The sequence below is a fragment of the Prosthecomicrobium sp. N25 genome (genome assembly GCF_037203705.1).
Lineage (GTDB): Bacteria > Pseudomonadota > Alphaproteobacteria > Rhizobiales > Ancalomicrobiaceae > Prosthecodimorpha.
Genome location: NZ_JBBCAT010000001.1, coordinates 1756899 through 1770450 on the forward strand (window position 1 = coordinate 1756899; position 13552 = coordinate 1770450).

Consider the following 13552-nt stretch of genomic DNA (forward strand, 5'->3'; position numbering starts at 1 on the left):
CCGGCGGCGGCATCGAACGCATCACGCTGATGCCGCCGGTCCGCCCGCGCCGAACGTCACAGCGCTGCAGCAATGGGAAGGCCTCGCCCACGGTTGTCACCCCGGCCACCGAGCCGGGGGCCAGCGCTCTCCACCCGCCGCAGCGCCGCGGAGCGCGGCCCGCCCTGGATCCCGGATCTGCGGCGCGTGCCGCGCCTTGTCCGGGAATGCGGCGGAGGGGTGGGGGTTCGCAAGATCCCCCGACCTTGGGGCACCCCCTCTCCACCCGCATCCCCGGCCGGAGCGCAGCGCAGGGCCGGGGTCCAGCGCTCCCCACCGGCCGCAGCGCTGCGGATCGGGGTCAGCGCCGGGTCCCGGATCGGCGGCGCGTGCCGCGCCTTGTCCGGGGATGCGGGTGGAGAACTGGGGGTCGAATGAGCCCTCGACCTCGAGGCTCCCCCTCTCCCCCGCATACCCCGCCGCAGCGCAGCGGAGAGCCGCCAACGGCATTGAACGCGTCGACCGTCACGCCCATGCCGCCGGTCCGCCCGCGCCGAACGTCACCGCGCTGCAGCCGTGGGAAGGTCGGGATCGGACCCGGCACCGCGCCTGGATCCGGCCCAGACGCGAACAGGCTCGGGGCGAGCCCGGGCCTGGCAATCCGAAGCGGACGGAGGAAGCGGATCAGAAGCCGAAGCCGATTCCGCCGCGGCGGCCGAGGCCGATGCCGATGCTGATCGGGGGCACGAACACCTTGGGCTGCTTGACGACCACGCCGGCCGGCTCTTCCTCGACCACGACGGTCCGCTTCTTCGGACGGACCACCACGGCCGGCTCATCTTCGACCGGCACGGCCCGGGCCACCGGCGTGGCCGGACGGGTCCGCGTGGTCGCCGGGCGTTCGCGGGTGGTCGTGGCCGCCTTGGTGACCGGCACCTTGGCCTTGCGCAATTCGCTCGTCGACTTCTCGGGCTCGGGCGTGACCGAGGCCGACTGGGACTTCGTGGCCGGACGCTTGGTCTCCGGCTGCTTGACGGGCTCCAGCGACCGGCCCGCCGTCGCCGCCGTGGCGGCGGCCGCGGCCGCCGCTGCACCCGCGGTCGCGGCCGACGGGGCCGCGTCGGAGGTGACCGCCGAGGTCGTGCTTGCCAGCGCGAGCTGCAGGCAGGGGCCGGTGGAGACGCCGACGCGGCTCACCATGCTGCCGAGCAGGGCGGCCGCGATGCGGTCGTCGTCGCCGTTCCGCTCGACCCCGAAGTCGGGAGCCGCCGAGGCGAGGACGACGCGCGTGCCGTCCGCGAAGCGACCGTCGATCGCGCCGGTCCGATAGCCGTAGTCGGCGAGCACCGCCTGCAGCACGCGCACGCGGTCGGGATCGGTGGTCGGCCGCCCGTCGGCCGTCTGGCGCATCGTCCGGGTGCAGAACTTGGCCTCGTCGCCCGTGCCCGCGCCCTGGATGCGCCAGGTCAGCCGCGATTCGACAGGGGCGCCGGCCTTCAGCTCCGAGAGCTTGGCGAGGCACACCGCCCCGCCCACCATGGCGTAGCATTTCCAGGTGTCGCCGGAGCGCACGAAGGTGCCGGCCGCCGAGGGGAGGTCGATCAGCACGGCCACGCGCCGGTCGTCCGTGGCGGGACGGCGCGTCTCGGAGATGAGGCGGATCTCGCAGTCGGTGTCCTTGGCGCAGGACCCGGTCTGGGCGAGCTTGACGTCGATCGCCGGCTCGGCGTTGGCCGGCGCCTGGGCGGTCGCGGCGCCCGAGACGCTCGGCGCGGCCTGGCGGACGTCGAGGCCCTGGCCTTCGCGGACGAGGCAGTCCCGGGTGGTCAGGCGCCGGGCGTCCTCGCGGTAGCCTTGCGCGTCGCGAACCCGGCGCAGCGTCTCGCGCAGCTCCTCGCGGGTGGTCTCCGCGCCGCGCGCGGCGCTCGGGTCGCGGTCGACCGCGAGCTCCAGCTCGATCACCTTCTTGGAGAGGTCCTCGGCGCGCGCCGTGGTGCGGGCGATGAACTGCTCGGCTTCGACCAGCATCCAGTCGCGGTCCTTGGCGCAGACCGGGCCGTCGGGGAGGCGCGGCAGCTCGGCGAGCTGCGCGCGGGTCGAGGCGGGCGCCTGGGGCGAATCGGCGGTCTGCGCCGAGGCCGAAAGCGCACCGGCGGCGAGAAGCCCGGCTCCGAGCGCGATCGAGACAACCGACGCGGATGCGGGTTGCCGGTCCGACCGGGCCGCGATCCTGAACTTGGACATGTCAACCTCCTGGCCGCCGCGGGCGGCTCCGCCCGTCAACGGATGGCCGCACCGAAAGGCACGGCACCGAATGGACCTACGATAGCGCCGGGACCTGAACCGTCGCTGAACATCCCATCCGGGGCGAAAGCAGTCCATCACCATGGCGGATCCATGGCGGATCAGGCGTCTCGCGACGATCACGATTGCGCCAGCACGGTCTTCACGCGTCCCTCGCGAGCGCCTAGGGTGGCCGCCCGCCGTCCGCCCCCCTGAAGCCCACCCAGCATGGATCGACGATGCCGGCCCAGAGCGACAATGCCCGCGGCATCCTTGCCATGAACGTCGCCATGTTCGCCTTCGTGGTGAACGACAGCTTCGTCAAGGCCGTCTCGGCCACGCTGCCGCTCGGCGAGATCATGCTGCTCCGCGGCCTCGTGGCGACGGCCGGCCTCCTGCTGCTCTGCCGCCTGACCGGGGCCTTCGCGGCCTGGCGGGCGCTGCGCGACCGCATGCTGGTCTTCCGCCTCGTCGGCGAGATCGGTGCCACCTTCTTCTTCGTCGCCGGCCTCACGCGCCTGCCGATCGGCAACGTCTCGGCCATCTTCCAGGTGACCCCGCTCGCCGCGACCGCGGCCGCCGCCCTGTTCCTGGGCGAGCGCGTCGGCTGGCGCCGCTGGACCGCGATCCTCGTCGGCTTCCTGGGCGTGCTCGTCATCATCCGCCCCGGCCTCACCGGCTTCGACCACTCCGCGCTCCTGATCCTCGCCTCGGTCGGCTTCGTGGTGCTGCGCGACCTCGCCACCTCGCGCATGCCGGCCGCCATCCCGACCTTTCTCGCCGCCCTGTCGAGTTCGGTGACGATCATGCTCTTCGGGCTCTGCCTCTATCCCGTCGACGGGGCGATCTCCCTGGTCGGCGAGTGGCGTCCGCCCCGTGCCGGCGAGATGGCCATGCTGACCGGCGCCGGCGCGGGCCTGCTGGCCGGATACGTGCTGCTGACGATCGCCATGCGGACCGGCGAGATGGGGGTCGTCGCGCCCTTCCGCTACGCGCTGCTGCTCTGGGCCTTCCTGATCGGCGTGATCTTCTTCGGCGAGCGACCGGACGGCTTCACCCTGCTCGGCGCCGCGATCGTGGTGGCGACCGGCCTCTACACGGTCCAGCGGGAACGCCGCCGAGCCCGCAGCGCCGACCGGGAGGCCCCGGCGCCCGTCCGCGCCGGCTGACCGCCGCGCCCGCTCCGAACACCGTCCGACTTCGTATAGGCTCGTGCCATGACCGTTATCGCCGCCACCGGCCCGGCCCCGGCCCGCCGCCCCCCGCTTCTCGTGCTGATCGCCGCCTCGGCCGTCAACCCGCTGGCGCTCAACATGTTCGTGCCCTCCATGCCCGGCATGGAGGCCGCCTTCCACACCACCTACGCAAAGGTCCAGCTCGCCCTCTCGCTCTATCTCGCCGCCGTCGCGGTCGCCCAGCTGGTGCTCGGCCCCCTGTCGGACCGGTTCGGCCGGCGCCCGGTGATGATCGCCGGGCTCACCCTCTTCGTCGTCGGCACGCTGGTCTGCCGCTTCGCCCCCACCATCGAGATGCTGATCGCCGGCCGCGTCGTCCAGGGCGCCGGCAGCTGCACCGGCCTCGTCCTGACCCGTGCCATCGTCCGCGACCTCTATGACCGCAACCAGGCGGCCAGCATGATCGGCCTCGTCACCATGGGGATGGCCGTCGCCCCCGCCCTCGGCCCCGCCATCGGCGGCTACCTGGACGAGCTGCACGGCTGGACGGCGACCTTCGACCTCCTGCTCGGCTTCGGCCTCCTCGTCACGCTGGCGTCCTGGCGCTACCTCACCGAGACCAACCGCGACCCGCAGTCCGGGGGCGGCATCGGGGCGCTCGCAGGCAGCATCGTCACCCTGATGCGCATCCCGATGTTCCGGGTCTTCGCCTTCACCTGCACCTTCTCGAGCGCGATCTTCTTCACCTACATCGGCGGCGCGCCCTACGTGGCGCAGAAGCTGATGGGCGTCGGCACGCGCGAGATCGGCTTCTGGTTCATGCTGATCGCGGTCGGCTACGTCATCGGCAACTTCGGTTCGGCCCGCTATGCCGGCCGCTTCGGCGTGCTGCGCATGATGCTCGTCGGCAACCTCGGGGGCGTCGCCGCCTGCGCCGCGATGGCGCTCCTATTCTGGGTCGGCGTCATGCACCCCATCGCCATCTTCGGCCCGGTCTTCGTCCTCGGCATCGCCAACGGCATCGCGCTGCCCTCCACCATGTCGAGCGGCGTCAGCGTGCGCCCGGACCTCGCCGGGGCGGCCTCGGGGCTGATCGGCTCCATGCAGGTGGGCGGCGGCGCGCTGGCGACCGTCGTGGTCGGGGCCCTGCTCGAGGACACGCCCTGGCCCCTCGTCCTCGCCATGCTGACGCTTTCGGTCCTGGCGTTGCTGACCGGCCTCCTGGCGCGACGCGACCGGAGCTGAGGCCGAAATCGGGTGCAGTGGTGAAACCTATTGCTTGTCAGGGACTTGACACCGACCCGAAAGGACCGGGGGAGTGCTGCCGCTGAGGACTTGACGTGCGCGCCACGCATGCCCTTTATGCGTAACCAGGAGGCCGCGGCGCGGCAAGAACTCTCCCCGGGGGAACCATGAGCGGACTGCTGCGCTTCAGCTCGAGCATAGACGGCCTGAATACCTTGATCGGCAAGCTCGTGTCCTGGCTGATCTTGATGGCCGTGCTGGTCAGTTCCATCAACGCCATCATCCGCAAGGTGTTCGACCAGAGCTCCAATGCCTGGCTCGAATTGCAGTGGTATCTCTTCGGTGCGGTCTTCATGCTCGGCGCGGCCTGGACGCTGCTCCGGCGCGAGCACATCCGCATCGATATCTTGTTCAATACGTTTCCGCGCCGGGTGCGGCTGTGGATCGAGCTCCTCGGCCACATCCTGTTTCTGATGCCCTTCGTCATGCTGATGGTCTACGAGTCCACGGACTTCGTCATACGCTCCATCCAGCTTCAGGAAATGTCCTTCAATGCCGGCGGCCTGATCGTCTGGCCCGCGAAGGCGCTGGTGCTGGTTGGTTTCTTCCTGCTCTTCCTTCAGGGGATCTCGGAGATCATCAAGCAGGTCGCGGTGATCCGAGGCATCCTGCCCGAGCCGGAAACGGGCTCGTCGCACGGCCAGAACTCGCACGAATCCTGAACCCACCCACGCACGGCGTCGCAAGAAAATCACGAGGACCGCGGGGAAGCGGGTTCCGGGAGGCAGAGATGGTCGCGTTCCTCATCCACAACATCGCACCGATCATGTTCCTGAGCCTGATCGTGTTCCTGTTGCTGGGCTATCCGGTCGCCTTCTCGCTGGCGGCGCTCGGGCTCTTCTACGGCTGGGTCGGCATCGAGCTCGGGCTCCTGTCGCCCAACCTCTTGCAGGCCTTGCCGGAACGCGTCTACGGCACGATGGCGAACGACACGCTCCTCGCCATCCCGTTCTTCACATTCATGGGCCTGATCCTCGAACGATCCGGCATGGCCGAGAAGCTGCTCGACACGGTCGGCAAGCTGTTCGGCCCGGTGCGCGGCGGTGTCGCCTACGCGGTCATCTTCGTCGGCGCGCTGCTCGCCGCGACGACGGGCGTGGTCGCCGCCTCGGTGATCGCCATGGGCCTGATCTCGCTGCCCATCATGCTGCGCTACGGCTACGACCGCCGCCTCGCCTCCGGCGTCATCGCCGCCTCCGGCACCCTCGCTCAGATCATCCCGCCGAGCCTGGTCCTCATCGTCCTGGCCGACCAGCTCGGCCGCTCCGTCGGCGACATGTATCTCGGCGCCTTCGTGCCCGGCATCGTGCTGACGATCCTCTACATGCTCTACGTCTTCGTGCGCACGCTCGTGCAGCCCGACAGCGCCCCGGCGCTGCCCGCGGAGGCCCGCTCCTTCGGCGAGGGCGCGCCCTACGAGAAGGTCATGAAGGCCTCGCTCCTGCCGCTGGCACTCGTGATCTGGGGCATGATCCTGCTCTTCGACCCCGAATGGGGCATCTCCCTCTTCGAGCGCTACCTGCCCTTCGTCCCGGCCTACGTGAAGAGCGCCGGCCTGCAGGAGCCCTGGATCTCGATCGTCAAGATCGGCGCGTTGATCGGCGTCTACGCCCTCTATGTCGCCGCGATCCGCTTCGTGCCCACCGCCCTCGGCAAGGTCGTCGGCCTCGTGCTCTTCGCGCTCGCGGCCTTCGTCGTCTACCGGGCCGCGGTCGAGATCGGCACCGGCGCCCTGGCGGTCGAGGCCGCGACCCTCCAGGGCCGCCTCGGCGGGATGGCCCTGGTCGTGCTCCGCCACTGGCCGGACATCCTCGCCGCCGTCGCCCTCGTGCTCGCCGGCCTCTCCATCATGGAATCGCCCAGCCGGCCCGTCGCCGCCGCAGCGCACCGGGTCGTCGCCGACCTCCTGCCGCCGCTGATCCTGATCTTCCTCGTGCTCGGCACCATCTTCCGCGGCATCGCCACCCCCACGGAGGGCGGCGCCATGGGCGCGGCCGGCGCCATCGTGCTCGCCGTCCTCAACCGCAAGCTCGACTGGAGCCTGATCCGCCAGGCCGGCGAATCGACCGCCAAGCTGTCCGCCTTCGTGCTCTTCATCCTGGTCGGCGCGCGCGTCTTCTCGCTGACCTTCTACGGGGTCAACGGCCACATCTGGGTCGAGGAGATCCTGAAGGAGATGCCGGGCGGCATGTACGGCTTCCTGATCATCGTCAACGCGCTGATCTTCTTCCTGGCCTTCTTCCTCGACTTCTTCGAGCTCGCCTTCATCGCCGTGCCCCTCCTGGTCAAGGCGGCCGAGACCATCTTCTCGACCGACCCCCATGCGGTCGCGATTGCACAGGACATCGGCCTGCGGGTCATCGACGGCAAGGTCGCCGACGTCGGCCCCTTCATGATCTGGTTCGGCGTGCTGCTCGGCGTGAACATGCAGACGAGCTTCATGCACCCGCCCTTCGGCTTCGCGCTCTTCTACTTGCGCTCCGTCGCCCCCACGAAGCCGTATCTCGATACCGTGACCAAACGGACCATGCAGCCGGTCACGACCGGGCAGATCTATTGGGGCGCCGTGCCCTTCGTCCTCATCCAGGTGGTGATGGTGGCGGTCGTGCTGTTCTTCCCGCGGATCGTCATGTGGTACAATGATACCGCAAACACGGTCGACCCGACCAAGTTCGAGATCCAGCTGCAGGGCCCGCTCGGCGGCGGCATGCCGGGACTGCCCGGCCTTCCCGGCCAGGATTCCGGCCTGGGCGGTCCGCCCGCCGGCCTGGGCGGTCCCCCGGCCGGCCTCGGCGGCCCACCCCCGGGCCTCGGCAGTCCCCCGCCCGGCCTCGGCGGCCCGCCCCCGGGCCTCGGCAACCCCCCGGATCTCGGCGCTCCGCCCCCGGGGCTCGGCACACCGCCCGCCGAGCCGCCCAAGCAGAACTGATCGACCGGCCGCCCGTCCCTTGCGACGGGCGGTTCGCATTCGCGGTCTTGCATGCGGGCTTCAGGGGTTGTTCAGGGATCGAGGCGCAGACTTCCACCGTCTCGCCGACGAGAACAGGACCGCTTCGCCATGTGCCGCTGGGTGGCCTACGCTGGCCCGCCGATCTTTCTCTCCGACCTCGTGACCGACCCGGAGCATTCCCTCATCGCCCAGAGCCTCGGCGCCGAGGAGGCGAAGGTCGAGGTGAACGGCGACGGCTTCGGCATCGGCTGGTACGGCGAGCGGACGGAACCCGGCCTCTACCGCGAGATCCTGCCGGCCTGGTCGGACGACAACCTGCGCCACCTCGCCCGGCAGGTTCGTTCCCGCCTCTTCTTCGCCCATGTCCGCGCCGCGACCGGGACCGCCACGAGCCGCGCCAACTGCCACCCCTTCGCGAACGGCCGCTGGCTCTTCATGCATAACGGTCAGATCGGCGGCTATGCGGGCCTGCGCCGCACCATCGAGGCGATGATCGGCGACGCCCATTACGGCGCCCGCGCCGGCACCAAGGATTCCGAGGCCCTCTTCCTGATCGCGCATTCGCGCGGCCTCGACCGCGACCCGGTCGGCGCCGTCGCTTCCACGCTCCGGGACGTCGTCGCCGCCATGCGCGTCGCCCGCGTCGAGGCCCCGCTACGCGTGACCGCCGCCCTCTCGGACGGCCAGCGCCTCTTCGCGTTCCGATATGCCTCCGACCGCCGCCCGCCGAGCCTCTACTGGCGACGCGACGGCGGCGCCATCCAGGTCGTCTCGGAGCCCCTCGACCGCCGCCGTGAGGCATGGAACGCCGTGCCGGACGGCCATGCCCTCGTGTGCTGCGGCGCCGGCGGCTGCGACGTCGTCCCGCTCGCGGTCGAGGCGGTGGAGGCGGCCTGAGCCCGGTCGGGCGGCCCCGCCCGTCCTGCGCCGCGCCGGCCTGCGAAACGAATGAGGCGGCCGGAAAAGAAATGCCCGGGGCAAGCCCGGGCATGACAGAGTCGATCGATCGACTGTGGGTCTAAACTCTCAGAGCGTCTTCTTGCGCTGCTGGATCATCATGAAGGTGTCGAAGGTGTACTCCGAGATCTGGAACCAGAGGTACTGGTCGGCCCGGAACGCCTTCTGGGCCTCGTAGATCTTCTTGAAGTCGGCATTCTTGGCCATGGTCTCGTCGTAGAGCTGGTTGGCCGCGTTGAAGCAGGCCTCCATGATCTCATTCGAGAAGGGGCGGAGCTGCGCGCCGTTGGCGGCGAGCCGCTTGAGGGCGCCCGGGTTGAGCGCGTCGTACTTCGCCTGCATGTGGACGTTGGCGAGGCCCGCCGCGGTCGTGACGAGCGACTGGTAATTCTTCGGCAGCTCGGCCCACTTCGTCGTGTTGATGAAGAAGTCGAGCATCGCGCCGCCTTCCCACCAGCCCGGGTAGTAGTAGAAGGGCGCGACCTTGTAGAAGCCAAGCTTCTCGTCGTCGTAGGGACCGACCCACTCGGCCGCGTCGATGGTGCCCTTTTCGAGCGCCGGGTAGATGTCGCCGCCGGCGATCTGCTGCGGCACCGAGCCGAGCTTGGCGAGCACCTGGCCGGCGAAGCCGCCGATGCGCATCTTCAGGCCCTTGAAGTCCTCCACGGACTTCATCTCCTTGCGGAACCAGCCGCCCATCTGGGCGCCCGTGTTGCCGCCGGGCATGCCGACGATGTTGAACTTCTTGTAGAACTCGTTCATCAGCTCGTTGCCGCCGCCGTAGTAGCGCCACGCGCTGGTCTGGCGGGAGTTGAGCCCGAACGGAACGGCGGTGCCGAACGCGAAGGTCGGGTCCTTGCCCACATAGTAGTACGGCGCGGTGTGGCACATCTCGACCGTGCCGTTGGACACGGCGTCGGCGGCCTGCAGGCCGGGGACGAGCTCGCCCGCCGCGAAGACCTGGATCTGGAAGGCGTTGTCGGTCGCCTCGGCGACAGCCTTGGAGAGCACCTCCGCGGCGCCGTAGATGGTGTCGAGCGACTTCGGGAAGCTCGAGGTCAGGCGCCACTTGATCTGCGGATTGGACTGCGCGATGGCCGGCATCGGCAGGGTGGCGGCGGCAGCCGTGCCGACCGCTGCGGTCTTCAGGAAATTGCGACGCTGCATAGACGTGTTCCTCCACGCGTTTTGTTGACCGCTCCCGCCCGTCTCCTCCCGGCCGCGCGCGATCGATGGCACCGTTAGACTAAATGCAAGTCTGCCATGCAAGTGAAAAAAGGAGGCAGATCAGTTCGATACGCGACGCTTGCTGAAGGATCGGCCGACCCTGGCAAGACACGCGCGCATGCCGGGAGAGGTAAGACCAGTAGATCCTGCATATCTCTGGCAAACGAGACCCGGAATGAGAAAGAGTCGAGAAGCGGTTGCGGTGCGTGAGCTCAGATGGTTGCCTTCGGCGACGATGAACTTGCAAGCGCTTCCGCCCGCGACAGATCCTCCGGTGTATTGGCGTTGAAGAACGGGTCCACCCCGCCCTCGCTTGCGAAGGGTACGACGGCTGTCGGATGCCGCTCGATCCAGGCCATCACCTTCCGGGCCTCGCCCGACAGGAGCCCCTCCTCGAGCTCGTCGGCGAGCGAGACCGGGAAGAGGCCGAACACCTGATGGGTGCCGCTCTCGCTCGACGGGATCGCGATGGCCTCCTCGGGCCGGCCCTCGAGCGCCGCGGCGAGGCACCGGACCACGTCCAGCGGCAGGAACGGCGTGTCGCCCGCCGCCGTCGCCACCCATCGCGCGCCCGGCCGGTGGGTCTCTGCCCACCGCATGCCAGCCAGCACACCGGCGAGGGGCCCCGGATGTCCCGGCAGGGTATCGGGGACGACCGGCAGGTCGGTGACGCCGAAGCGAGACGGGTCGCCGTTGGCGTTCAGGACCAGGGCGTCGACCTGGGGACGGAAGCGCTCGACCACGTGCGCCAGCATCGGCCGCCCGCCGAGCGCCAGCAGCGGCTTGTCGCCCCCGCCCATGCGCCGCGACAGGCCGCCCGCCAGGATCACCCCCACGATCTCGCTCATGCCCCGAGCGTCGGCCGGCCGGCGATCGCCGTCAAGGGTGGCGGTCAGCGGGCCAGGCGGAGCCGCCCGATGCGCTGGGCGATCTTGTCGAAGATCGGCGACAGCTGGGCGACCTCGACCGCATCGTAGAAGTGTCCGGAATCCGTCGCACAGGCCGCCAGCAGATCCTTGGCGGTCGTGTCGGTCCCGAGTTCCAGGCCGATCGTGAAGATCTCGATGCCCTTGGCCTTGATGTTGCTGCAAACCTCTAGGGCCTTGGCGTCGAGGTTGGTGCGCAGGTTCTTTCCGCGGGTCGGACCCGTATAGTCGTGGTACGGATAGTCCACCGATGAATATTGGCCAGCCGTGCCCGTCCCGTAGGTGGAGATCGAGTTGGCCCCGTCCGTCATCAGGACGATGATCTTCTGGTTGTCCTTGGTCCCGTAGCTGCGTCCCTCGGTGAACGGCATCTCGGGCGAGAGCATCCGCCACCCCCAGGCCAGGCCCTCCGGGATGTTCGTCGACCCGAAGGCCTTCATGGCGTCGAGCGCGGTCTTCACCGTCGGGATGCTGGCGGTGAGCGGGGTCACCGGCGTGATGTCGCAGCCGAAGTCCGGGCCCTTGGGGCGGCGATAGTTGGAGAAGAAGGTCGAGTTCGAGCGGTCGATGGTGGTCGCGAGGTTGTACTTGGACGCATTGATCAGCCGGGCGATGTCGCCGCCGCCGATGTGGTCGGGAATGTAGTCGTTCGGATAGGAGTATCCGGCGCTGCGGTCCGGCTCGTCGGGCCAGAAGGAGGGGACGAAGAGCGTGTCGGGCTTCGCCGCATCGGGCACCGCGTCGGTCGTGTCGTAGGGCGAGGGCCGGGTCTCGACGCAGCCCGGCCACGCGATCGCGAACTTGTCGTAGAGCGAGAAGCGGTTCAGCGCTGCGTTGAAATTGGAATTGGCCCTGTTGCTTCGGGCGTCGTTGTCGATCCACGGCGCGCCGCGGTATTTCGGCCCGACATTCACGAAGGCCGAGAAGGGCACCACGGCGAACTTCAGCCGGTCCTCGCCGACCACCTGCCGGGCGAGTTGGTCCACGAAGGCGTTCGACGCCGATTTCAGCGTCGCCATCCGGGTCCCATCCATGGAGCCCGTGTTGTCGAGCGTCAGGGCGATCTCCAGCGTGGTCGTGCTGACCTGGGACTCGCTACGGACGCTCTGCTCCATGGTGGCGATGCCCAGGATGCCGAGGAACAGCATCTTGACCTCGACCGTCGCGTCGACCGTCACCTGCGTCTTGTCGGCCGCAACCGCGAACCTGGTGATCTTGGCGTCGCGATGCGTGAAGTTCGCCTCGAAGGACTGGCGTGCCGCCGTCGCCGGGTCGCCGCCGACGGTCCGGCCGAGTTCGATGGCGCGGGCACCCGCGATCGTCGCCGCGTCCGCGGCGTCCTGCAGGGTGACGCGGGCCGCGGTCACGCGATTGTAGTCGACCGCCCCTCCGGCGACGCCCATCAGCGGCACCAGCATCACCGCGAAGGTCACCATCGTGTTGCCGCGCGTATCGCCCCACAAGCCGCCGAGCATGCCCGCCTCCTTTTTCTGGAGACGAGATGAAATTCTAGCTGCTTGCAGACCGGTTAAGGGCCCGGGAGGTGATCCGAACCGTTCGGAAACCAAGAAAACTCATTAAAATGAGAGTGTTAGACCCAAAGCCGCGGCCTTTTGCGGAACTTGCGCGGCCTCACGGGGGAGCCTGAACTTCGCGATACCGTTACTGATCCATATAGGAAAACGAATATGTAGCCCCGCGCGACGCGATGGCGGGCGCGGGGCCGGTCGCTCAGCGGTCGAGGCGGGCGATGAGGCTCGACGTGTCCCAGCGACGCCCGCCCATCTTCTGCACCTCGCTGTAGAACTGGTCGACCAGCGCGGTCACGGGCAGGTTGGCGCCGTTGCGCCGCGCCTCGCCGAGCACGATGCCGAGGTCCTTGCGCATCCAGTCGACCGCGAAGCCGAAGTCGAACTTGCCGGCCGCCATGGTCTTGTACCGGTTCTCCATCTGCCAGGACTGCGCCGCCCCCTTGGAGATGGTCTCGATCACCGTCTCGACGTCCAGGCCCGCGGCCTTGGCGAAGTGGATGCCCTCGGCGAGCCCCTGGACGAGCCCGGCGATGCAGATCTGGTTGACCATCTTGGTGAGCTGGCCCGATCCCGCCGGGCCGAGCAGGTTGACCATGCGCGCGAAGGCCCGGATCACCGGCTCGGCCCGCTCGAACGGGGCCCGGTCGCCGCCGACCATCACGGTCAGGACCCCGTTCTCGGCGCCCGCCTGCCCCCCCGAAACCGGCGCGTCCAGCGCGTCGAAGCCGCCGATGCGGGCCGCGTCGTAGAGCTCCCGCGCGACGTCGGCCGAGGCCGTCGTGTTGTCGATGTAGACCGCCCCGGCGGCCATCGACTTGAAGCAGCCGTCCGGTCCGAGGGTGACCTCGCGCAGGTCGTCGTCGTTGCCGACGCAGGAGAAGACGAAGTCGCAGCCCTCCGCCGCCTTCGCGGGCGTCAGCCCCAGGCTGCCGCCGAACTGCGCGACCCACTTCTCCGCCTTCGCGGTGGTCCGGTTGTAGACCGCCACGTCGTGGCCGCCCTTGGTCCTGAGATGCCCGGCCATGGGGTAGCCCATGACGCCGAGCCCGATGAAAGCCACCTTCGCCATCCCGTCACCCTTCTTGTTTCAGTCTGGTGCCGATCGCCTGCGCGTCCGGCCCTCCGATGGCCGCGAGACTAGCCCGCGCCGCGGCGGATCGCACCGGCGACTTCCGTCGGTCCGTCCGAAACCGCCCGCGCTGTGCCGCCGCCGCCACG

At 69.4% G+C, this 13552-nt stretch carries 10 protein-coding genes; 5 read left to right on the forward strand and 5 right to left on the reverse strand.

Features of this window, described 5'->3' with window-relative positions; all coding sequences use genetic code 11:
* Nucleotides 1–663: 663 nt before the first annotated feature.
* Complete coding sequence (locus WBG79_RS07945; RefSeq protein WP_337356569.1) at nt 664–2223, reverse strand: peptidoglycan-binding domain-containing protein; 1560 nt, start codon at nt 2221–2223, stop codon at nt 664–666.
* 278 nt (nt 2224–2501) lie between these two features.
* On the opposite strand from WBG79_RS07945, the gene WBG79_RS07950 reads away from it, so the two are divergent.
* From WBG79_RS07950 to WBG79_RS07970, 5 genes are all read left to right on the forward strand, one after another.
* Nucleotides 2502–3431, forward strand: a complete 930-nt coding sequence (locus WBG79_RS07950) for a DMT family transporter (protein WP_337356570.1) — start codon at nt 2502–2504, stop codon at nt 3429–3431.
* Nucleotides 3432–3479: 48 nt separating this feature from the next.
* A complete protein-coding gene (locus WBG79_RS07955; protein WP_337356571.1) occupies nt 3480–4682 on the forward strand; it encodes a multidrug effflux MFS transporter in 1203 nt (400 codons plus the stop codon).
* Nucleotides 4683–4849: 167 nt separating this feature from the next.
* Nucleotides 4850–5404 carry a TRAP transporter small permease subunit gene (locus tag WBG79_RS07960; RefSeq protein ID WP_337356572.1) on the forward strand — a complete coding sequence of 185 codons (555 nt, stop codon included), beginning with the start codon at nt 4850–4852 and terminating at the stop codon, nt 5402–5404.
* A 68-nt stretch (nt 5405–5472) separates the two neighbouring features.
* Entirely contained in the window at nt 5473–7671 is a 2199-nt protein-coding gene (locus WBG79_RS07965) for a TRAP transporter large permease (RefSeq protein WP_337356573.1), read from the forward strand.
* A 129-nt stretch (nt 7672–7800) separates the two neighbouring features.
* Entirely contained in the window at nt 7801–8589 is a 789-nt protein-coding gene (locus tag WBG79_RS07970) for a class II glutamine amidotransferase (RefSeq protein ID WP_337356574.1), read from the forward strand.
* Between the two features lie 129 nt (nt 8590–8718).
* Here WBG79_RS07970 and WBG79_RS07975 read toward each other — a convergent pair whose 3' ends face one another.
* The 4 genes from WBG79_RS07975 to WBG79_RS07990 all read right to left on the reverse strand — a co-directional run bounded on the left by WBG79_RS07975 (nt 8719) and on the right by WBG79_RS07990 (nt 13403).
* Nucleotides 8719–9816 carry a TRAP transporter substrate-binding protein gene (locus WBG79_RS07975; protein WP_337356575.1) on the reverse strand — a complete coding sequence of 366 codons (1098 nt, stop codon included), beginning with the start codon at nt 9814–9816 and terminating at the stop codon, nt 8719–8721.
* Nucleotides 9817–10088: 272 nt separating this feature from the next.
* Nucleotides 10089–10724 (reverse strand): molybdenum cofactor guanylyltransferase MobA, encoded by a 636-nt coding sequence (mobA, locus tag WBG79_RS07980; protein ID WP_337356576.1) that lies wholly within the window; start codon nt 10722–10724, stop codon nt 10089–10091.
* A gap of 44 nt (nt 10725–10768) precedes the next feature.
* The gene (locus tag WBG79_RS07985) at nt 10769–12277 is read right to left on the reverse strand and encodes a vWA domain-containing protein (RefSeq protein WP_337356577.1); all 1509 of its coding nucleotides are present in this window, start codon (nt 12275–12277) and stop codon (nt 10769–10771) included.
* Between the two features lie 256 nt (nt 12278–12533).
* Nucleotides 12534–13403, reverse strand: a complete 870-nt coding sequence (locus tag WBG79_RS07990; RefSeq protein WP_337356578.1) for an NAD(P)-dependent oxidoreductase — start codon at nt 13401–13403, stop codon at nt 12534–12536.
* Nucleotides 13404–13552: the final 149 nt, after the last annotated feature.

What these genes read in the sequence shown, in the direction of transcription:
- WBG79_RS07945 (WP_337356569.1), bottom strand. Translation starts at nt 2,223, where the DNA reads ATGTCCAAGTTCAGGATCGCGGCCCGGTCGGACCGGCAACCCGCATCC.
- WBG79_RS07950 (WP_337356570.1), top strand. Translation starts at nt 2,502, where the DNA reads ATGCCGGCCCAGAGCGACAATGCCCGCGGCATCCTTGCCATGAACGTC.
- WBG79_RS07955 (WP_337356571.1), top strand. Translation starts at nt 3,480, where the DNA reads ATGACCGTTATCGCCGCCACCGGCCCGGCCCCGGCCCGCCGCCCCCCG.
- WBG79_RS07960 (WP_337356572.1), top strand. Translation starts at nt 4,850, where the DNA reads ATGAGCGGACTGCTGCGCTTCAGCTCGAGCATAGACGGCCTGAATACC.
- WBG79_RS07965 (WP_337356573.1), top strand. Translation starts at nt 5,473, where the DNA reads ATGGTCGCGTTCCTCATCCACAACATCGCACCGATCATGTTCCTGAGC.
- WBG79_RS07970 (WP_337356574.1), top strand. Translation starts at nt 7,801, where the DNA reads ATGTGCCGCTGGGTGGCCTACGCTGGCCCGCCGATCTTTCTCTCCGAC.
- WBG79_RS07975 (WP_337356575.1), bottom strand. Translation starts at nt 9,816, where the DNA reads ATGCAGCGTCGCAATTTCCTGAAGACCGCAGCGGTCGGCACGGCTGCC.
- mobA (WP_337356576.1), bottom strand. Translation starts at nt 10,724, where the DNA reads ATGAGCGAGATCGTGGGGGTGATCCTGGCGGGCGGCCTGTCGCGGCGC.
- WBG79_RS07985 (WP_337356577.1), bottom strand. Translation starts at nt 12,277, where the DNA reads ATGCTCGGCGGCTTGTGGGGCGATACGCGCGGCAACACGATGGTGACC.
- WBG79_RS07990 (WP_337356578.1), bottom strand. Translation starts at nt 13,403, where the DNA reads ATGGCGAAGGTGGCTTTCATCGGGCTCGGCGTCATGGGCTACCCCATG.